Raw genomic sequence first — 20559 nt, 5'->3', positions numbered from 1 at the left:
AGATTTCTCTGGATTTTTTTACATTTGTTTCAAGCGTTCGATTCGTTCTGAGATAGGTGGGTGGGTATAAAAGAGTTTTTGAAGTCCGCCACCTTTCTTGGGATCATTGATATAAAGAGCGCTGCTGGCATCGTCGACGTGGTGATGCATTGGCTCGCTATCCTCCAACTTACGCAAGGCATTGATCATCCCTTGAGGATTGCGGGTCAGCTCCACACTGGATGCATCCGCCAGAAATTCCCGCTGACGGGATATGGCTAATTGCACCAAGGTTGCAGCGAGAGGTGCCAGAACAATGGCTAAGAGAGAGATAACAAGCATGATAATCTCCAAACCACTTCCATCGCGATCATTATCACTCCGTCTGCGACCTGCACCACCCCACCACATCATACGACCTGCCATACTAGACAGGAGGGTAATGGCACTAGCAAGGGCAACAGCAATGGTCGAAATTCGGATATCATAGTTTCGGATATGGCTGACCTCATGGCCCATAACCGCTTCTAGCTCCTCACGATTCATGATTGCTAGGAGACCCGACGTTGCCGCAACTGCCGCATTCTGCGGATTAGAACCTGTTGCAAAGGCATTTAAAGAAGAATCCTCAATGATGAAAACACGCGGCATAGGAATCTGAGCGACCATAGCCATATCTTCTACTACATGGTAGAGGTCTGGTGCTGTTTGCTCATCAACCTCACGCGCCCCATTCATAGACATGACAATCTCTGTCGATTGAAAGATCATGGTTAATGCATAGACAAAACCGATGATTAGGGCTATGATGATGCCACCAAGACCTGAACGCATAAAGAGATAGCCAACCGCATAACCAACCAAGGCCAAGAGTAGGAAGAAAACCAGCAACAAAATCCACGTTTTTCGTTTATTGCTCGCAATTTGATCAAACAACATCTTAGTCACCTAATCCGCTAAAGTCAACTTTAGGAACTGCCTTTTCCTCTTCAGGTGTTTGAAGGAAGTCTGCAGCTTTAAAGCCAAATAGTCCCGCGATGATGTTACTTGGGAAGCTTTCAAGTTTTACATTGTAGTTGCTGACAACACTGTTGTAGAGTTGGCGAGAATATGAAATTTTATTTTCTGTATTAGTCAACTCTTCTTGCAATTTGATAAAGTTAGCACTAGCCTTCAACTCTGGGTAATTCTCTGCTACTGCAAAGATACCAGAAATCTGGCGGGTAAGGGCATCACTGGCCTTCATAGCTTCAGCTGGTGACGTTGCTGCGGCTACTTGTCTACGAAGTTCTGTTACTTTTTCCAAGGTAGAACCTTCATATTTCGCATAGCCTTTGACTGTTTCAATCAAGTTTGGGAGGAGATCATTACGACGCTTCAACTGAACATCGATCTGGCTCCAAGCCTCCTTGGTTTGCATACGATTTTTAACCAAACCGTTATAGCTAACAATCACAAAAATAACAATCAGAGCTAAAACTCCAAGAATAATCCAAGTCATAATCTTATTCCTTTCTGCTTTTAGATTACTACCAGTATATCAAAATTTTAATGAATATGGTAAAATAAGATGATACTAGAGAAGGAAAAAACTATGAAACCAGAAACATTTTACAGCCTACTAGCTGAGCAAAATCTTCCACTTTCGGACAAGCAAAAGAACCAATTTGAACGTTATTTTGAACTCTTGGTCGAGTGGAATGAAAAGATTAATTTGACAGCTATTACAGACAAGGAAGAAGTTTATCTCAAACATTTTTACGATTCGATTGCACCCATTCTACAAGGCTTGATTCCCAATGAAAATATCAAACTGCTTGATATCGGAGCTGGGGCAGGATTTCCTAGTCTGCCGATGAAAATTCTCTATCCTCAGCTAGATGTGACCATCATTGATTCTCTAAATAAGCGCATCAACTTCCTTCAGCTTTTGGCTCAGGAGCTGGATTTGGACGGTGTACATTTTTACCATGGCCGTGCCGAAGATTTCGCTCAAGACAAGAACTTCCGTGCTCAATATGATTTTGTAACAGCTCGTGCGGTTGCCCGCATGCAGGTCTTGTCTGAATTGACCATCCCTTACCTTAAAGTTGGTGGCAAACTATTGGCACTTAAGGCCAGCAATGCGCCTGAGGAATTGTTAGAAGCTAAGAATGCCCTCAATCTCCTTTTTAGTAAAGTTGAAGACAATCTCAGCTACGCCCTACCAAATGGAGATCCGCGCTACATCACAGTGGTCGAAAAGAAAAAGGAAACACCAAATAAATATCCACGTAAGGCTGGCATGCCCAACAAACGCCCGCTTTAATCCTATCAATAGCGCACCCTTGTTTAAAGTTGAGTAAAAATGATTTACAAAATCATTTCTCGCTCTTACATTTCTAGGCTCGGGAAAAAATGATTTACAAAATCATTTCTCGCTCTTACATTTATAGGCTCGGGAAAAAATGATTTACAAAATCTGCCTCGCTCTTTTATTTCTAGACTCGGGAAAAATTCGTTTACAAAACGAATTTTTTCTGCTATACTATCACAAGCAAAGGTTTTTAATGTCATCCTGTGAGGTGACGAAGACGCAGATATATATGAAGTTCTTTAAGAATGGAATAATCTATTTTAAAGAAGTCTTACTCTGAGAGCCTATTGCTGTAAAATAATGGGCTCTTTTTGATGCCCAAAAGTGAGGTTTTTATGAAACAGGAATCAACTGTTGACTTGTTACTAGACGTTGATCAACGTCCTTCTGCTGGTAAAGGTATTCTTCTAAGCTTCCAGCACGTTTTTGCCATGTTTGGTGCAACCATCCTCGTTCCCTTAATTTTGGGAATGCCTGTATCTGTTGCCCTTTTTGCATCAGGTGTTGGGACACTCATCTACATGATATCAACTGGCTTTAAAGTTCCAGTCTATCTCGGATCTTCCTTCGCATTTATCACAGCTATGTCCCTTGCTATGAAAGAAATGGGTGGTGACGTCTCTGCTGCTCAAACTGGGGTTATCTTGACTGGTTTGGTCTATGTCCTTGTGGCTGCAAGTGTTCGTTTTGCAGGTACAAAATGGATCGATAAACTCTTACCACCAATCATTATCGGACCTATGATTATCGTTATCGGTCTTGGACTAGCTAGTTCTGCTGTAACGAATGCTGGACTTGTAGCGGACGGAAATTGGAAAAATGCTCTTGTAGCAGTTGTTACTTTCTTGATTGCTGCCTTTATCAATACTAAAGGAAAAGGCTTCCTACGAATCATTCCTTTCCTCTTTGCTATTATCGGTGGTTACCTCTTCGCACTAACTCTTGGCTTGGTTGATTTTACACCAGTTCTTAAAGCTAACTGGTTTGAAATTCCTGGTTTCTACTTGCCGTTTAGCACTGGTGGTGCCTTTAAAGAATACAATCTTTACTTTGGTCCAGAAACCATTGCCATCTTGCCAATCGCTATCGTAACAATTTCTGAACACATCGGTGACCATACCGTCTTAAGCCAAATCTGTGGCCGTCAGTTCCTGAAAGAACCAGGACTTCACCGTACACTTCTCGGTGACGGTATTGCAACATCTGTATCTGCTTTCCTCGGTGGACCAGCCAATACGACTTACGGTGAAAATACAGGGGTTATCGGGATGACTCGTATCGCTTCTGTCTCTGTTATCCGTAATGCAGCCTTTATCGCAATTGCACTTAGCTTCCTTGGTAAATTCACTGCCTTGATCTCAACAATCCCAAGTGCTGTACTTGGTGGAATGTCCATCCTTCTCTACGGAGTTATCGCCAGCAACGGTTTGAAAGTCTTGATCAAGGAGCGCGTTGATTTCAGTCAAATGCGTAACCTCATCATTGCTAGTGCTATGTTGGTTCTTGGGCTTGGTGGAGCCATCCTCAAAGTAGGACCAGTTACCCTTTCAGGTACTGCTTTATCAGCTATGACAGGTATCATCTTAAACCTGATCTTACCATACGAAAACAAAGACTAGTCATCTATACACACAAAATCCACTCAGTTGAGTGGATTTTTCTGATTTCTTACCTTCCCCAGGCAATCAAGAGATACATGAGGCTAGAACCAAACATGTCTGCCAGAGCATGCATGAGGAAAAATGGCAAAAGATTTTTCACCTTATATTTGTACAAAAAATAATAGAATAAGCCATAAACTACACCAATAACCAGCGCCCATACTAATCCTTGATAAGTGTGAAAAGAAATCCGAATAATGGTAGAATAAAACAAAACCCTCCACTTGTGCTTTTCTTTCACTGAGGTCAACAACCCTAGAAAGAAAAACTCTTCATAGAAGCCATTTAGCAAGGCATAGGCAATTGCCATCGGACTAAGCGCTAGGAATTTCCGTATAACTTCCATGGGATCTATGTGGGCAAAAAGAGCTGGATTTAAGTAATTGTATTCACCAGTTAGTGTCGTCACCAAGTCTCCAAACAATCCCACAATGGCAAATATAAATGGAACCCAAAAGAGAAGGGACCAGGTCCAACGAATAGGAAGCTGATTGAAATCATAATTCCGAATCAAAAGGTAAAGCAAGGCCAAGGTCAGAAATATCACTTGCAGAGTGAAGTTGCTCGAATAGGCCGCTCCTTCGCCGACAGTATCACTTGCCGTATTCATTGTAGTTGACAAACCTGTGGGAAACATACTTGCTAAAAAGAGCTCCGTTGAACGAATGATAAACAGGCCAAACATTAGAACTGTGATAATCAAAATGTCAAACCATCTCAAGTAGCGCAGGGGCTTAGTTGGGTGAATGCTTTGTAAAATTTTCATATCTCCTCCTTCTAGCAGTTAAAGATTGGTTTATTGTAAGAAAAGAAACTTAAAATTCTATAAAATTCCACTCCCATTCCTTATCCTTGATCAGTATTTCGATAGGATATTCAAAACAACCACTTTTTACGAGTAACTAGTTTCTCATTCAACCTTCCGTTTGTTTTCTATCAACAAATCTTTCAAAGAAATGATAGTTACCGCAAGTAAAATCATAGCCATACCGACAAAATCAATCGCGTAGAATTGCTCCTTCATAATCAGAAAAGCAAAGAAAACAGCTGAGACGGGTTCTATAGAAGCCAATAAACTAGACTTAACAGGGCCTATCAGACTAGCTCCTTTTAGGAAAGCTGTGTAGGCAAATACTGTTCCAATGATGATAATGCCAGCAAATGCAAAAAGAAAATCCAAGCTGGTCGGTATACTGGCCTGCAAAACTCCTGTGAAGGGAATAGCCCCTACACCAGAAATAACCATGCCTACACCAATCACCAACATACTTCCCCACTTCTTAATCAAAGTGATAGGAAGGATGATATAGAGGGCATAGGTCAAGGCTGAAAAGAGGCCCCAGAAAAGACCAGCAGGTGTGACCGACAACTGGTCAAGTTCCCCATGCGTCGCGATCAGAAAAGTTCCTCCTATGGCTAATCCAATCGAAATAATCTCAGCTAGAGTCGGAGCTACCTTATCTTTCATGCAGGTATAAACCAAGATCCCAACGGGACATACATACTGAAGAACTGTCGCCGTTCCAGCATTGGTTTCCTGAATGGCAGAAAGATAGGCAAACTGGTTTAAGAAAAGTCCAAACAAGGCAAATAACAAGAGATATAAAAGGCTTTTTCCGTCTTTTAAAAAAGCAAAGAGTTTATCCTTTGCAGTCGCATAGGTTAAAAATACCAGAGCCAATCCTGCAATGATAAGCCGCAGATTGGTCAAGACTAGAGCGGAAATCCCATGTGCCATCAGGTATTGACCACTGGTTCCAGACAAACCCCAAGCAATCCCTGCAACTACTGTGAATAGTGTTCCTTTTACGGTTTTTGACATGCTTTCTCCCTACTCTCCCCTACGAATCATATCCATGACTTGGTTTCGATCAACTATCCACTGGGCACGCTCATCCTTCTCATACGTTCGATTAGATAAAAAGATAGCAGCTTCCTGTTTCTCTCTATTCCACATGATGAAGGTACCTGTATAACCCGTATGGTCGAGCCAAGCTTCTTCCAGATTCCAGGCTAGCGAACGCTCCTTATCATCTAAAGGAGAAAAATTGCGGATCAAATCTGCAGCAAAATCATCTTTCAAGTAATGTTCCAGAAAGATTTGCAAATCCTTAACAGTTGAAAATAAACCAGCACTTCCAGCATGTTTTCCTAAAAGACGAGCTTTGGGATCGTGGATGTTTCCGGCTTCCACTCCTCTCACTGTTGGTACAGCATGCTCTACGGGGCCAAACTTGGTTTCCGTCATTCCCCATGGGTCCAAAACTTGTTCTTCTATAATCTGATCCAAGTCTTGTTCAAAGATTTTTTCCAAAAGAAAGCCTAGGAGTAAAAAGTGAACATCCGAGTATAGAAAAGCAGACTGATTTCGTCTGTTGAGGTGAAACATGGCTTCTTTTAATTCAGGAGCTGTCAAGAGATCCCGATTGGGAATAAAGGGATCTAAGTCTGTAGCATGGGTCAGAAGTTTACGGATAGTGATATCTGGGTAATCACACTCAGGCAGAAAATCTGTCACTGGTCGGTCAATATTTAATTTACCTTGTTGCCACAAGAAGGTAAAGACTGTTCCCACTCCCACAACCTTACTCACACTAGCTAGGTCATAGACCAGTCCCAACTCTGTTTTTAAGCCCCGTTCTGGATCACTCAAGCCCAGATAAGACTCTCTCCATTCACCATCCTTAAAATACGCAAAAGAGGCCCCGGGATAGACCCCTGCCTCGATTTGATTTTCTATTTTTCTTAGAATTTTTTCCCACTTCATGCTTCTTCAAACCACAATTCGATGTTATTGGTATCTTTACCAAGGAAGAATTTTTCAGACTTGGGAACAAAATAGCCTGTCTTTTCAAATTTCTTACGAAGACTGGTTAAATCTAAATCCTTCACTAAAAATTTTATCATAGATAAATCCCAAGTGACGTTGTTTTCAACAGCTAAATCTGGACCTTGCCCTTCCGTAAAGGTGATAACTATCCCCACTTTTTCAGGATCGAGTATACTCTCCGTCCCCTCAGGCAGACGCAACTCCATAGAAATCTCAAATTGACTCAAGTATTTTATACTTTTATTTGAAGAAAATTCAGGAACAGTTTCCAGTGGAACCAAATCTCTTATATCATTTTCCGCATGAACAAGGATCACATCCTGTTCAGGAGAAACAATCTCAAAAGCATAACCACGGCTTCCTTTAAATAGGCGAGGAAGAGACTCCATCTGTGAAAGAAGATCCTCAATTTCAGAAGGATTCTTAACTTTTACCAAGAGTCTAGCTAACTTCTTAAGCCCTTCAACTTTCCGAGTACGCATACTGGGAGCCTCTTCAAGAATCAACTTTTCAACACCTGTTTGATCACCAAGTGAAAGGAAAGCAGATTCTTCTAATAAGGGCTTCATCCCAAGAGTTTCAATGTAAAATTTTTCGTTTAATTTTCGGTTATTGACCTTCAAAGTCGGAATAATTTGTATCATTTGATTTGCATTCATAGCTTCCTCCAACTCTTTTATTTTAAAGGATTTTAGGATTTTTTACAAGCTATTCCACTTAAATTCTAGAATTTTTTACAAAAATTTCCGATAAAAAAACTGGGGTTCCCCAGTTTCATTTTATTATAGGTAAAGTAGTTTAAAGACTGCTACTGCTGCAATACCAGCTGCGATTGGTGCTACAACTGGAACCCATGCATACCACCATTTTGAATCACCCTTGTGTTGACCAAGAACTGATTTTGGAAGGAGTTCGTGAAGAAGACGTGGTCCGAAGTCACGAGCTGGGTTCAAACCAGGTCCAGTAGGTCCACCAAGTGAAGTTACCAAGGCCATAACTAGGAAACCAAGTGCCAAGTGAGCTACAGCAGAAGAACCGTTTGTAGCTTGTGCAAAAATATTGTGGACAGCATTTTTTACATCTGATTCTGCAATTTGTTGGCCTGCTAATGTAGCTTGCTGCACCTGTTGTTGAACAGTAGATTCTGCTACAGCTTTTAGTTCAGCTCCAAAATGCAATTTTGTCAAACCAAGTGCTGCAAAGAAGAGAACAAATGAACCTACAAACTCATTTAGGAAACCGTTAACAGTAGCTGCAAAACGTGATTCTTTTGTACCGTGGTCGATGCTTGAAATCGTTGAGAAGGTACCCAAGATATTGTTTGGGTTTTCTGTTTTCAAGTAGTATGGACGGTGAGTCGCTACAACCAAAGCTTGACCAAAGATTGCTCCTAAAACTTGCGCAAGGATGTAAAATGGTACTTGCTCCCAAGAGAAAAGTCCGCTAACAGCAAGTCCAAGAGTGAAAGCTGGGTTGATGTGGTTACCAGATACGTTACCAAACATCAAGGCTGGAATCATAACCCCCATACCATAACCAACAGCGATAACGAGCCAGCCACTTTGGTGACCTTTCGTACCTTTAAGTTCAACGTTGGCAACTGCACCATTTCCAAGAATGATCAAAATAGCAGTTCCCAAAAATTCAGTGGCATATTTAATAGCCCATGTAAAATCCATTTGATAGATTCTCCTTAATTTTTTTAGACAATCCTTATTCTATCAATTTTTAGGCCTTTTCGCAACCGATTTTCTAAAAGAATCTCTGGAAAACGCTTTATTTAACTTATTTTTAAGAAAAGGACAAAAGAAGTCAAACTCCCTTCATCCTTTTCATTACTCTTGACGCTGACCAAAGTCCGCAATCATCTGCTCCATCTCTTGGCGACTCGGAGTAGTCAGCATGTAAAGGTAGTCCCCTTGTAGCTCTGCGAAGGCAGCTGGCATGATTTTTTTGACCTTGAATTGCTGGCTATATTTGGCAAGAAGGTCCTCTTCTGAATAAACATAGTTGGCATTGGCACGACGTGATGTAGCTAAACAGTATTGAGGTTCAAACTCTGATACTGGGAACTCTTCTCCTGCGACAATAGCTGCATAACCACGATAGAGATCCAAGGAGTGAGCGAAGTTATAAACATCAATGGTAAAGCCACCTGCAGGACGGTTATTGTACTCAATGGCAATGTAGTCGTCCCCGTCACGGAAAAACTCGATATGGAAAAAGCGTTCTCTCATTCCAAATTCCTTGACTATAGCCTCACCATACTTGCGTAGTTTGGGATCCATATCCTTGAGAACATAGTAGGAATTGTCCATCTTATAAATCATGAGATCAAGTGGTGTATAGGCGTAGTCAAAGGTTGTTGAAAAGACGATATTGCCATCCTTGTCCACAAGCCCGTCAAAGGTACAGATTTCGCTAGAAGTGACAAATTTCTCAAAGAAATAAACGGTCGAATGATCCCATTCTTCCTTGAAGTGATGGATATCGTCTTCTGTCTCGAGCTTAAAGGTTGCTGCCGCTCCCACTCCATTATCAGGTTTGGCAATCATTGGTAGACCGATTTCTTTCACTGCTTTATCCACATCTGCTTCCGTCTGGATAACAGCACCAGGTACCACAGGTACACCTGCTTTCTGGAAGAGTTTCTTCATCTCAGACTTAAACTTGGTTTTTTTAAGATCTTCGGGTTTGGCACCAAAGACATTGAATTGTTCTCTAAGTGCTGCGTCCAGTTCTAGCCAGTATTCATTGTGGGACTCGATGCGGTCGATAGGACCATGCTTGTAGAAAAGAAAGGCAACTGCACGTTTGACTTCGTCTATGTTCTCAAGATTATCTACACGGAAATACTCGGTCAAGCTATTGCGCAAAGGTTCATCTAGTTGTTCATAAGGTTCCTGACCAATTCCCAAGACTGTGATGCCTTTATTAGCGAGCTCGATTGTAAACTGTTGGAAGTTTTGCGGATAGTAGGGAGAAATAACAAGGTAATTCATAGGCAACTCCTTTTATAGATACAGGTGTCCAAGAAAATAAGGCATTTGTTTACGCCACCATTCCCAGTCGTGGGCAACATCGTGTCCCCATTCAGCAAACCAGGCTGGAATTTGTTTCTGGTCAAAGGCTTCTTTAAGCTTGTAGAAAGATGGTAGACCATCTTGTTCCCAGGCACCAAGACCCGTACAGACAACGATCTCTGCCTGACGGTAACGATCGATAAACCAGCCGTCATTCTGATTCCAAATATAATCTACTGGCGAGTTTTGGTAAATGGCATCGTCATTGTAGTAATCGCCGACAAAGAAACGTGCGTCGTAAACACCGCTGAGAGCGACCACTTTGGTAAAGACATCTGGATGCTGGAGAAAGAAATTGAGTGCATGATAGGCTCCCATAGAGCAACCAGTCGTCATCATGCCATCAAACCAACCTGTCTTATGCTTGATAAAAGGAATGGCCTCCTCAATCACATAGCGTTCGTAGGCACGATGCATCTCCGCCTGGTCATGACCATTTTTCCAAGTAGCCAACCAGCTCTCACTGTCCACACTGGATAGCGTAAAGAACTGAACACGGCCTTCTTCGATAAAGGAAGCACAGGCATCAATCATGCCAAAATCATAGTATTCATTGTGACTACCTCCAGATGAAGCAAAAACAACAACTGGAATTCCAGCATGTCCATAACGGTTGAGGTACATTTCACGATTAAGATTGCCACTCCAGTGGCTGAGGTTTTCAATATGCATTGGCTTTCTCCTTTCTTAACTTACCATTTCTCTGCAAAAAATCGGAGACAGTCTGGTAAATTTTCCGACCATGGAATCTCACTATGGATGGCACCAGACTGAACTTTTAAGACAAGATTATCCAAGTGTACTCCACCTGCAATCAAATCATGGTAATAGCGAAGCGATGAGTCGATATAGGCTTGCTTGATATTGCCAGCCATCAAGGTCTTGTCCGTATCGTCTGCTTCTTCTGTTCCTACATAAATGAAAATGCGCTGATCAGGCGACAATTTCTTACGCTCGATGTAGCGGTTAAAGGCCTCTTGGTGGAGCCAGTTGGCAGATGAAAAGACTCCTAGACAACCAATTCGGTCTTGGTACTCTAGTCCGATAAACTGGGTAATATTGCCTCCTAGAGACGAACCAATCATAGCCGTATGCTGGCGATCAGCTTTAGTACGGTAGGTCTCATCGATAAAGGGCTTAACCACCTCCATAACAAATTCGGCATACTCCACGCCCTTACCGCCAAACTGCTGCCCTGGAATAGGGGATTCTTGAAACTTCCAAGCCGCATACTCATTCATCCTTCCCATACCATCATTGTCAATGGCTACAACAATCATGCGACTGATATCAGGATTTCGCTTTATGGCTGGAATAATCTTCCAAGAGTGTCCGATATAAGACTCCTTGCTGTAAAAGACATTTTGTCCATCATGAAAGTAAACAACAGGATAAAAACGGTCTGTGTCTTTCTCGTAGTCCTTAGGCAGAAGAACACGCACACGACGCTCTTTTCCAGTATAAGGCACCTTAAGTTTGTGTTCTTTCATTTTTAAGTAAAAGTAGGAATGATTCATTGTCAGAAAACTCTCTATATTCAAAATTTTATCTCATTATACCATAAAAATAGAAAAAAAGTCAGTAATTGTCCATTTTAAGGATAAATAACTAACTTTTCTCATTTAATATTCTAAATTCTTCTGGTTTTTCTGATTAGAGGAGATTGTCAATTAACTCATCGACAGCATCTTTTTCAGCCTGAGGCGTGATCTTAGTAAGCATAATTCCAGCCACTGCTCGCTCAACCAAACCTTCAACATCCATCCATTTTTCATACTTCTCAGCATTCTCTATCTTAGGATTGGTCTTGGGACGGTCAGGCGCAAAAATAGTACAGCAGTCCTCAAACGGCTGGATAGAAATGTCAAAGGTATCGATTTCCTGAGCGATGTCAATGATTTCCAACTTGTCCATCGTAACCACAGGGCGGATGATGGGAGTATTGGTCACAGCGTTGATAGCCTGCATACTTTCCAAGGTCTGGCTCGCTACTTGACCTAGACTTTCCCCATTGATGATGACCAGACCCTTTCTCACCTCACGGATACGGTCAGTAATGCGCATCATAAAGCGACGCGTCAAGGTCATGAGATAGGCTTCTGGCGCCTTTGCCTTGATTTCTTCTTGAATCTCTGTGAAAGGCACCTCGATAAACTGGATATTTCCACCAAACTTGGTCAATTTACGGGTCAAATCTTGGGCCTTCTTGAGAGCTCCAGGGCTAGTGTATGGTGGGCTGGCAAAGTGAACGGCCTCGATATCCACTCCACGTTTAAGAGCTAGATAACCTGCAACAGGTGAATCAATTCCCCCTGACAACATGAGCATCCCCTTACCAGAGGTACCCACTGGCAAACCACCTGCTCCCCGAATAGTTTCATAGGAAAGATAGGCCGCCTCCTCACGAATCTCCACTTGAAGAGTGATATCAGGATTTTTCATTTGAGCTTGAATAGTTGGGATTACGTCGAAAACAGCTCCACCAAGCGTTTGATTGAGTTCACGACTGTCGAGTTCAAAGTTGTGGTCACTACGTCTACTAGAGATTTTAAAGGTCATGCCTTCCTTGTAGATGTCCTGCATAATCTCTTGGACAGCAGTCTTAAGCGTCGCAACAGATTTTTCAACCTTATAAACGGGAGAAAAGTTTTGAATCCCGAAGACTTGTTTGAGAGATTCTGCTACTGCTGTGTAGTCAGCTCCATTGAGGTAAACGTGGGCACGGTCGCGATCAGCGGTTACCTTAACTTGGGGATAGATGGACAAAACATCTGAAATGTTATTGCGAAGTTTATTGATGAACCGCATACGGTTTTTACCCTTGGTTGACAACTCTCCGTAGCGAATCATAATTTCTGAATACTGCATGAATGCTCCTATCTTACTTTTCTAGTTTGATTGTAAATTAATTTTAGCTTGGTCAAAAACTGCTCAACCTGACTCATATCATTTTCCAGGTCTAGGCTTAGACGCACAGCTGACTGGGCCTTATCTTTGTCCACTCCCATGGCAATCAAGGTCCCCGCAGGTTTTCCTGCCTTGGACGAACAAGCAGAGGTTGTGGAAATGAAAATGTCATAGTCTTCAAATGCGTGAACAATGACTTCACCACGAACACCCTTAATCCCAAAAGTTAGGATATGAGGGGCGAAGTCTTCCTCATCTGAAAAGATAAAAATATCTGGATAGTCCAAAAGCGCTTGGCGAATGACTGATCTCATCTGTCCTGTCTTACTAGCAAAGATAGCTAACTTTTCCATAGACAAACGGAGAGCCTTTGCTGTCGCTGCAATCCCTGCCACATTTTCAGTTGTCGAGCGATAATCGTGCTCTTGACCACCACCAGTCAACAGAGGCGTAATTTTCTTACCAGACTTGATATAGACAAAGCCAACACCTCTGACACCATGAAACTTATGACTCGAAAAGGTTGCGAAATCCACTCGTTCTGTCAGATATTTTTCAGTCGGAATTTTAGCAAGTGCCTGAACTGCATCAACGTGGAAGGAAATAGTTGGCTTGTCTGCCAAGAGTTCTGAGATGGCCTCAATAGGTTGAATAGACCCAATTTCATTGTTCACAGCCATGACTGAAACAAGCGTCGTATCAGGTCGTATCAAATTCGCTAGAGCCTCAACATCCACAAATCCTTTCTCATCAACCGGAGCAAAATCCACCTCAAAACCTTGACCTTTCAGCCAGAGGGCTGATTCCTTGACTGCTGGATGTTCAATTGCTGATACGATGATGTGCTTGCCAAACTGGGCTTTTTCAAAGGCCACACCCTTGATGACCCAGTTATCCCCTTCTGTTCCTCCAGAAGTAAAGAAGATTTCATCACTCTTCTTGCCAATCAAATCTGCAATTTGCTGCCGGGAAGCATCTAAAATTCGTGTTGCCTGGTCTCCCAAACGATGGAGACTGGATGGATTTCCTACAATTTTTGAAGCGACCTGCATATAGGTTTCAAGTGCTTCAGGATAGGGCTTAGTTGTCGCCGAATTATCAAAGTAGATCATGTTTTCTCACGCTTTCTAAAATCACTCCTTCTATTTTATCATGAAACGAAGCTTACGACAAGAAAGGGAAGTTTCTCTTTTTTTAAGATTTTTTTAAAGAAATGAGGTATAATAAATCATAATCAAAGGAGAGTATCATGTCTAACTATCGTAGAACTTCAAAACCAAAAACAGAACACATCAAAAAGGGATTCACTGTCTTTCAAAAAACGATTGCTACCATCGGTAGTATCCTTGGCCTAATCACCGCTACTATCACCATCATGAACGCCATGGATAATAGCAAAAACAATAAAAAAGAGCCTACAACAACCCAAACAACTGTTGTCAAGGAAATTCAAAAGGAATCGCCTCAGGAAAATACTACACCTAACAAGGACAACACTTCTACTAAAGAAAATACCCCACAAGAAGAAACTCCTCAATCCAATAAAAAAGAAGAGCAAAAAGAAGATAAGAAAACAACAACTCAGGACTCTTCTACACCAGCTACAAATAAAGAAACAAGCGATAACGGAACACAGTCAAATACTACGAGTACTGAAACTAAAACGAATCAGTAATCACCAAAATAGCTTCCTTCCAGATTTGGAAAGAAGCTATTTTTTATTGTTGCAATACTTTTCGCGGTTTGGTTCCCTCAGCTGGACCGATAACACCCGCCATTTCGAGTTCTTCCATAAGGCGGGTCGCACGGTTAAATCCAACAGACAAACGACGCTGAATCATAGAAGCACTAGCTTTCTGCGTCTCGATAACCAGAGCCTTAGCTTCTTCAAAGAGCGGATCGCCACCAGCTTCACCATCAGGTAAATCTCCTTCATTTTCAGAAACTTCTCCTGGGTCAAAACTCTCATCGTAATCCGCATCCGCCTGAGCTTTGATGAAGTTTACGATGCGTTCAACATCATCATCCGAGATAAAGGATCCTTGCAGACGGACTGGGTGATTTTCATCAATTGGTTTAAAGAGCATGTCTCCTCGACCAAGCAGTTTTTCAGCTCCATTCTCATCCAAGATAGTTCGTGAATCTGTACCTGAGGATACAGCAAAAGCCACACGAGATGGGACATTGGCCTTGATAAGTCCAGAGATAACATCAACCGATGGACGTTGCGTTGCGAGAATCATGTGAATCCCTGCGGCACGCGCCTTCTGTCCAAGACGGATGATGGCATCTTCCACTTCCTTGCTAGCCACCATCATGAGGTCTGCCAACTCATCCACAATAACAACAATCAAAGGAAGTGGTACTTGTTTGTACTCAGATTGGCTATTAAATTCCTCGACCTTGGCATTATAGCCAGCGATATTTCGCACTCCAACCTTAGCGAAGAGTTCATAACGGTTTTCCATCTCATCCACAACCTTTTGCAGAGCCTTGCTGGCCTTGCGTGGATTTGTCACAACTGGAATCAAGAGGTGAGGAATGTCATTGTAAACCGATAACTCAACCATCTTTGGATCCACCATCATAAACTTGACCTGGTCAGGTCTTGCCTTCATCAGAATGCTAGCGATAATACCATTAACTGCGACTGATTTCCCTGATCCTGTCGAACCTGCAACGAGTAGGTGGGGCATCTTGGAAAGGTCAAAGGTGCGAGCAGTTCCATTGACCGCCTTCCCTAGAGGAATTTCGAGGAGATTTTCTGGTTTAGTTTGAGACTGTTCCCAGAGTTCACGGAAGGAAACGGTCGCAATCTCAGAGTTGGGCACTTCGATTCCGACTAGGGATTTACCAGGGATCGGAGCCTCAATCCGAACATCCTTGGCTGCTAGAGCTAGCGCTAAGTCGTCTGCTAGATTGGAAATGCGGTTAACCCGTACCCCAACGGCTGGCTTGACTTCATATTTTGTAACAGATGGACCGATTTCAGCCCGTTCCACCGTTACCTTGATACCAAAGCTGGCAAAGGTTTCTTCTAGGATTTTGATATTTTCTCGAACAATCTTCTTTTCCTTGGACTGATCTTTGGGTTTATCTGGCGCAAAGAGTTGCAAGCTTGGCAGCTTGTATTCGAGGGCTTCCTTGGCAGAAAAATCAACCTGCACCTCTTCATCCTCAAAGTCTTCTTCCACATCTGGAACGTCAAAATCAGCTTGAGGGAGGATAATCTCCGGTTCGATCCATTCTTCCTCAGGAATTGGGTGGAAATCGTAGTCTGGTACCTCTGATAAGATTTCTCCCGTTTCAGGATCTACAGGAGGAAGCGGCAGCGCATCCTGCTCTTCTAGTTCTCTCTGAATTCTTGCTGCTTCTTCAGCTTCTTGACGAGCATTCTCTTCTTCTCTCTTGATGAAGCGTTCCTGTTTTCTCTGTTCCTGTTTTTCCATGAAGGATCTGAACTGAGCTCCAATAAAGGCTGCAACATCATAAATAGACCAAGGACTAACCAAGAGTGCCCCAACTAGAATCAAGAGGACTCCAATAAAGTACGATCCGATATTTGAGAAAAGAAAGGCAATAGGGATATAAAGTCCAACACCAAGCAGGCCTCCACCAGCAAAGCTCGTCACCCGCATACCAGTCAGGTCCGTCATAACTTGAGCCAAGGTTCCTTTTAAAACTGACTGCTCCAAGCCATATTTCCATACCAAGTAGGCCTCAAAAATCAAGAGCAAGCCAGCAAAGATACAAAGAAATCCTGACAGAAGCCCCTCCTTCTTGCGTATCCATTTAAAAAGAAAAAGATAGATGAGGAGGGCACCTATAGCCATGTAGGCCAAACTTCCGACCACCAGTCGAATGAGATTATAAAGAGTAATACCAGCCGCGCCGAGTTTGAGGGCTGCAATAATCAACAATAAGGCAATTCCTAAGGAAATCAACATCCTCTGAATAGCCTGTTTTCTTTCGAGTTCTGCTTTAGACGGTCTTCGTCTTGTTTTTGTAGTATTCTTGTTTGCCATTCTTTTATTATACCATATTTCACAGCCATTTCGAACAGAGAAAAAGATTGCACCAAAGGGTACAATCTTTCTATTTTGATACTTTTTTATGCTTGTGGTTTGCGTAGGTAACCATAAACCACACCACTTACGATTGCTCCAATCAAGACAAAGACTAGGTAAAGTAGGGCATTTGAAGTTAGAGCGATAACGAAGATTCCTCCGTGTGGCGCCATGAGTTTGATACCTGCAAGACCAACGAGTCCACCTGCTACTGCCGAACCAAGGATAAAGCTTGGGATCGCACGAGCTGGGTCAGCGGCACCAAATGGAATCGCTCCCTCGGTGATAAATGACAAGCCCATGATGATGTTTGTCAAACCAGAGTTGCGTTCTTCTTTGGTAAATTTATCTTTGAAAAGAAGAGTTGCGACGAAGATGGCAAGTGGTGGCACCATTCCTCCAGCCATAACTGCCGCCATAGCTACAGAACCACCTGAAGAAACAGTCGCTGCAAGCGTACCTGTACCAAAGACATAGGCAGCTTTGTTGACTGGTCCACCCATGTCGACAGCCATCATTCCACCAAGAACGATACCAAGAAGGACAGCTGAACCGCCTCCAAGACCGCCTAGGAAGTCATTCATCGCAGTGTTGATTGCTGCCATTGGAATATTGACAGCCAACATAACAAATCCTGTCAAGATTGTTCCAAGAAGTGGCAAGAGAAGGATTGATTTAGCCCCTTCAAGTGAACGAGGAACTTTAACGTATTTCTTGATAGCGAGAACCAAGGCACCTGCGATAAATCCACCAACAAGGGCACCTAGGAAACCAGATGATACACCTGCAAGAGTTGAAGTTGCTTCACCACCTGCGGCATAAGGAATTTTACCAAAAGCAAAACCTTCTTTAGCAATAGCACCAGCCACAAAACCAGCTACCAAACCTGGTTTTTCAGCGATAGAGTAGGCTACATATCCTGCAAAGACTGGAAGCATCAAGCCAAAGGCAGCGCCACCGATTTTCATGAACATGGAAGCTAGCTCATGGTAGGATCCGAGATTGCCAAGACTATCTTGTGGCACACCCAAAGCACCGTCGATCAAGAAAGCAAGGGCAATCATGATACCACCACCGATAACGAATGGCAACATTTGAGATACACCACTCATCAAGTGTTTGTAGAAGGCACCACCAAGGCTTTGTTTTTCGTTACTTGCTGCTGCGGTTTTTGCTCCATTAGCAGCATGGTAAACTTCAGCATCTCCTGAAAGAGCCAAGTTGATCAATTCTTCTGTCTTACGGATACCGTCTGCAACTGGACGATTAACCAATGGTTTGCCATCGAAACGATCCATCTCAACAGCCTTGTCAGCTGCGATGATAACAGCTTTAGCCTTACGGATGTCCTCTGCAGTTAGTTGGTTGCCGACTCCGCTTGCACCGTTGGTTTCAACCTTGATCCCAACACCCATTTCAGCAGCTACTTTTTGAAGGGCTTCTTGGGCCATGTAAGTGTGGGCGATACCTGTCGTACAAGCTGTAACAGCTACGATAAAGTCGCCAGAGTCATTAGCAGGTACTTGAACAGGTTCCTCAGCTTTTTCTGAAGCTTGGTCAAAAAGTTCGATGACTTGGTCAGCTGATGTTACTTGGCGAAGTTTGTCAGCGAAACCGTCTTTCATCAAGTATTGAGACAATTCTGCCAAGGCTGCCAAGTGAGTATCATTTGCACCTTCTGGTGCCGCAATCATGAAGAAGAGATCAGTTGGTTGCCCATCCAAACTCTCATAGTCAACACCCTTGTTTGACTTAGCAAAGAGAACTGTTGCTTCTTTAACAGCAGAGTTCTTGCTGTGAGGCATAGCAATTCCGTCACCCAAACCTGTAGAAGTTAGAGCTTCACGCGCTAAGATTCCTTCTTTAAATGTTTCAAAATCCGTCACATAACCGTGATCTACCAAGCTATGAATCATCTCTTCGATAGCTGCTGTTTTTTCAGTTGCCTGCAAATCCAGCAACATGACATCTTTTCTCAATAGGTCTTGAATTTTCATCGTTTTTCTACCTCAACTTTTTCATATGTTTCTTTAATAAATTCCGCTGTTGCCAAGTCATCCGAGAAGGTAGTTGCCGTTCCGCAAGCCACTCCCCATTTGAAGGCTTCTACCGCATCTTTTGATTTGACAAACTCACCTGTAAATCCGGCGACCATAGAGTCACCAGCTCCCACTGAATTTTTGACTGTTCCCTTGATAGGTTTTGCGAAGTAAGCTCCCTCAGATGTTACAAGAAGGGCACCGTCGCCAGCCATAGAAATGATAACGTTTTGAGCTCCTTTGACCAGTAACTGACGAGCATAGTTCTCGATTTCATCTAAACTTTCGAGTTTCACTCCAAAGATAGCTCCAAGTTCGTGATTATTTGGTTTAACCAAAAGGGGCTGGTAGGCCAAACTATCAATCAAGGTCTGTCCTTCAAAATCACAAACGACTTGCGCACCAGTCTGGCGTGTCAATGCAATCAAATCCTTATAGATAACATTGCCTAGGTTCTTAGCACTCGAACCCGCAAACACAACCGTATCATCTGCTGTCAGACTAGATAAAATAGCTTTCAATTCTTCTAGCTGAGCTGGTTCCACATTTGGACCCGTTCCGTTGATTTCTGTTTCTTGGTCTGCTTTGATTTTAACATTGATACGAGTATCTTCTGCTACTTGGACAAAACGAGTTTCGATTTCCTCTTCTGCCAAAGTATCTGTGATAAATTTACCAGTAAATCCACCGATAAATCCAGTCGCTGTATTTGGAATACCCAAGCGTTTCAAAACTCGACTGACATTGATTCCTTTCCCACCAGCAAACTTATCATCACTGTCCATACGATTGACACTGCCGATTTGAACTTGGTCCAAGCGCACGATATAGTCAATGGATGGATTGAGTGTGACTGTATAAATCATACTTCTATTACCTCCGTTTTCTTCTTAATAGCCTGCAAGAGCTCATGCCCTTGACTTGTGATGACAATAGCGCGTTTGAGAGGTGCTACCTTGGCAAAGCAAGTTTGACCAATCTTTGACGAATCCACCAAGACATAGGTTTGTTTGGCATTCTCTAAAATAGCACGCTTCACAGCTCCCTCCTCCATATCAGGAGTCGTATAATAACCATCGTCCACACCATTCATCCCGATAAAGGCACGGTCAAAGTGCAATTGGTTAATTTGATTAAGAGCAACTCCACCGATACATGCATCTGTTGTCATCTTGACACTCCCTCCAACCATGACAGTTGGAATCTGTTTTTCAACCAACTGAACCGCATGGTGAATGGAGTTGGTCACAACTGTGATATTCTTATTAACCAATTCCTTGATTAAAAAAGCAGTTGTCGTTCCAGCATCAATAAATATAACATCTTGTTCCTTAATAAGAGAAGCTGCTTTCTGAGCCAGTAGCTTCTTCTCTTGAAGGTTTTTGACAGATTTTTCTTGGATGGTTTCTTCTTCCTGCAAAGAGTGGGGTAATTCTGCTCCACCATGCACACGGCGAAGCTTGTTTTCTGCCTCCAACTCATCCAAATCTCTTCGTACCGTTGATTCTGATGTTTCTAATAGACTAACCAATTTTTCTAGGGAAACTACATGATGTTGATTTAACTCCTCTAAAATCAGTTGCTTCCGCTCAGTTTTTAACACCAAATCACCTCCTGTTATCGTTTACACTAATTAT

At 42.6% G+C, this 20559-nt stretch carries 19 protein-coding genes; 3 read left to right on the top strand and 16 right to left on the bottom strand.

Annotation, left to right across the window (positions count from 1 at the left end):
• Nucleotides 1–18: 18 nt before the first annotated feature.
• Complete coding sequence (gene htpX / locus MK403_RS00355) at nucleotides 19–918, bottom strand: zinc metalloprotease HtpX (RefSeq protein WP_268708593.1); 900 nt, start codon at nucleotides 916–918, stop codon at nucleotides 19–21.
• A gap of 1 nt (nucleotide 919) precedes the next feature.
• The gene (locus tag MK403_RS00350; RefSeq protein WP_143989420.1) at nucleotides 920–1480 is read right to left on the bottom strand and encodes a LemA family protein; all 561 of its coding nucleotides are present in this window, start codon (nucleotides 1478–1480) and stop codon (nucleotides 920–922) included.
• A 93-nt stretch (nucleotides 1481–1573) separates the two neighbouring features.
• Between MK403_RS00350 and rsmG the strand changes: the two genes are divergently transcribed.
• A complete protein-coding gene (rsmG, locus tag MK403_RS00345; protein WP_268708592.1) occupies nucleotides 1574–2287 on the top strand; it encodes a 16S rRNA (guanine(527)-N(7))-methyltransferase RsmG in 714 nt (237 codons plus the stop codon).
• A 383-nt stretch (nucleotides 2288–2670) separates the two neighbouring features.
• Nucleotides 2671–3954, top strand: a complete 1284-nt coding sequence (locus MK403_RS00340; protein WP_268708591.1) for a uracil-xanthine permease family protein — start codon at nucleotides 2671–2673, stop codon at nucleotides 3952–3954.
• Nucleotides 3955–4003: 49 nt separating this feature from the next.
• On the opposite strand, the gene MK403_RS00335 is transcribed toward MK403_RS00340, so the two are convergent.
• The 10 genes from MK403_RS00335 to MK403_RS00290 form a co-directional block, all read right to left on the bottom strand.
• Nucleotides 4004–4762 (bottom strand): CPBP family intramembrane glutamic endopeptidase, encoded by a 759-nt coding sequence (locus tag MK403_RS00335; RefSeq protein ID WP_268708590.1) that lies wholly within the window; start codon nucleotides 4760–4762, stop codon nucleotides 4004–4006.
• A 144-nt stretch (nucleotides 4763–4906) separates the two neighbouring features.
• Nucleotides 4907–5818, bottom strand: a complete 912-nt coding sequence (locus MK403_RS00330) for a DMT family transporter (RefSeq protein ID WP_268708589.1) — start codon at nucleotides 5816–5818, stop codon at nucleotides 4907–4909.
• A 9-nt stretch (nucleotides 5819–5827) separates the two neighbouring features.
• Nucleotides 5828–6763 (bottom strand): serine hydrolase domain-containing protein, encoded by a 936-nt coding sequence (locus MK403_RS00325; protein WP_268708588.1) that lies wholly within the window; start codon nucleotides 6761–6763, stop codon nucleotides 5828–5830.
• Nucleotides 6760–7485 carry a CppA N-terminal domain-containing protein gene (locus MK403_RS00320; protein WP_268708587.1) on the bottom strand — a complete coding sequence of 242 codons (726 nt, stop codon included), beginning with the start codon at nucleotides 7483–7485 and terminating at the stop codon, nucleotides 6760–6762. The genes MK403_RS00325 and MK403_RS00320 overlap by 4 nt, the downstream gene beginning before the upstream one ends.
• Before the next feature lie 123 nt (nucleotides 7486–7608).
• The gene (gla, locus tag MK403_RS00315; protein WP_125844898.1) at nucleotides 7609–8505 is read right to left on the bottom strand and encodes an aquaglyceroporin Gla; all 897 of its coding nucleotides are present in this window, start codon (nucleotides 8503–8505) and stop codon (nucleotides 7609–7611) included.
• A 156-nt stretch (nucleotides 8506–8661) separates the two neighbouring features.
• Nucleotides 8662–9828, bottom strand: coding sequence for an ATP-grasp domain-containing protein (locus MK403_RS00310; RefSeq protein ID WP_125844900.1), 1167 nt, complete (start codon nucleotides 9826–9828; stop codon nucleotides 8662–8664).
• A gap of 12 nt (nucleotides 9829–9840) precedes the next feature.
• Nucleotides 9841–10581, bottom strand: a complete 741-nt coding sequence (locus tag MK403_RS00305; RefSeq protein WP_125844902.1) for an esterase family protein — start codon at nucleotides 10579–10581, stop codon at nucleotides 9841–9843.
• Nucleotides 10582–10601: 20 nt separating this feature from the next.
• Nucleotides 10602–11426 carry an alpha/beta hydrolase gene (locus MK403_RS00300; RefSeq protein ID WP_084971677.1) on the bottom strand — a complete coding sequence of 275 codons (825 nt, stop codon included), beginning with the start codon at nucleotides 11424–11426 and terminating at the stop codon, nucleotides 10602–10604.
• A gap of 136 nt (nucleotides 11427–11562) precedes the next feature.
• Complete coding sequence (gene thiI, locus MK403_RS00295; RefSeq protein WP_125844904.1) at nucleotides 11563–12777, bottom strand: tRNA uracil 4-sulfurtransferase ThiI; 1215 nt, start codon at nucleotides 12775–12777, stop codon at nucleotides 11563–11565.
• An 8-nt stretch (nucleotides 12778–12785) separates the two neighbouring features.
• A complete protein-coding gene (locus MK403_RS00290) occupies nucleotides 12786–13928 on the bottom strand; it encodes a cysteine desulfurase family protein (protein ID WP_268708586.1) in 1143 nt (380 codons plus the stop codon).
• A gap of 137 nt (nucleotides 13929–14065) precedes the next feature.
• Here MK403_RS00290 and MK403_RS00285 point away from each other — a divergent pair, with 137 nt between their 5' ends.
• Nucleotides 14066–14491 (top strand): DUF6556 family protein, encoded by a 426-nt coding sequence (locus MK403_RS00285; RefSeq protein WP_268708585.1) that lies wholly within the window; start codon nucleotides 14066–14068, stop codon nucleotides 14489–14491.
• A 43-nt stretch (nucleotides 14492–14534) separates the two neighbouring features.
• Here the strand turns inward: MK403_RS00285 and MK403_RS00280 are convergent, their stop codons facing one another.
• From MK403_RS00280 to MK403_RS00265, 4 genes are all read right to left on the bottom strand, one after another.
• The gene (locus MK403_RS00280; RefSeq protein ID WP_268708584.1) at nucleotides 14535–16841 is read right to left on the bottom strand and encodes a DNA translocase FtsK; all 2307 of its coding nucleotides are present in this window, start codon (nucleotides 16839–16841) and stop codon (nucleotides 14535–14537) included.
• A gap of 86 nt (nucleotides 16842–16927) precedes the next feature.
• Nucleotides 16928–18880 carry a PTS fructose transporter subunit IIABC gene (locus MK403_RS00275; protein ID WP_268708583.1) on the bottom strand — a complete coding sequence of 651 codons (1953 nt, stop codon included), beginning with the start codon at nucleotides 18878–18880 and terminating at the stop codon, nucleotides 16928–16930.
• Nucleotides 18877–19788, bottom strand: a complete 912-nt coding sequence (gene pfkB, locus MK403_RS00270) for a 1-phosphofructokinase (protein ID WP_268708582.1) — start codon at nucleotides 19786–19788, stop codon at nucleotides 18877–18879. The genes MK403_RS00275 and pfkB overlap by 4 nt, the downstream gene beginning before the upstream one ends.
• Complete coding sequence (locus tag MK403_RS00265) at nucleotides 19785–20525, bottom strand: DeoR/GlpR family DNA-binding transcription regulator (protein ID WP_268708581.1); 741 nt, start codon at nucleotides 20523–20525, stop codon at nucleotides 19785–19787. The genes pfkB and MK403_RS00265 overlap by 4 nt, the downstream gene beginning before the upstream one ends.
• Between the last annotated feature and the right edge of the window lie 34 nt (nucleotides 20526–20559).

Source organism: Streptococcus oralis (assembly GCF_026782285.1).
Lineage (GTDB): Bacteria > Bacillota > Bacilli > Lactobacillales > Streptococcaceae > Streptococcus > Streptococcus oralis_CG.
Note: the sequence above shows the minus strand (reverse complement) of the source record. Positions and strands in the feature narration are given on the sequence as shown.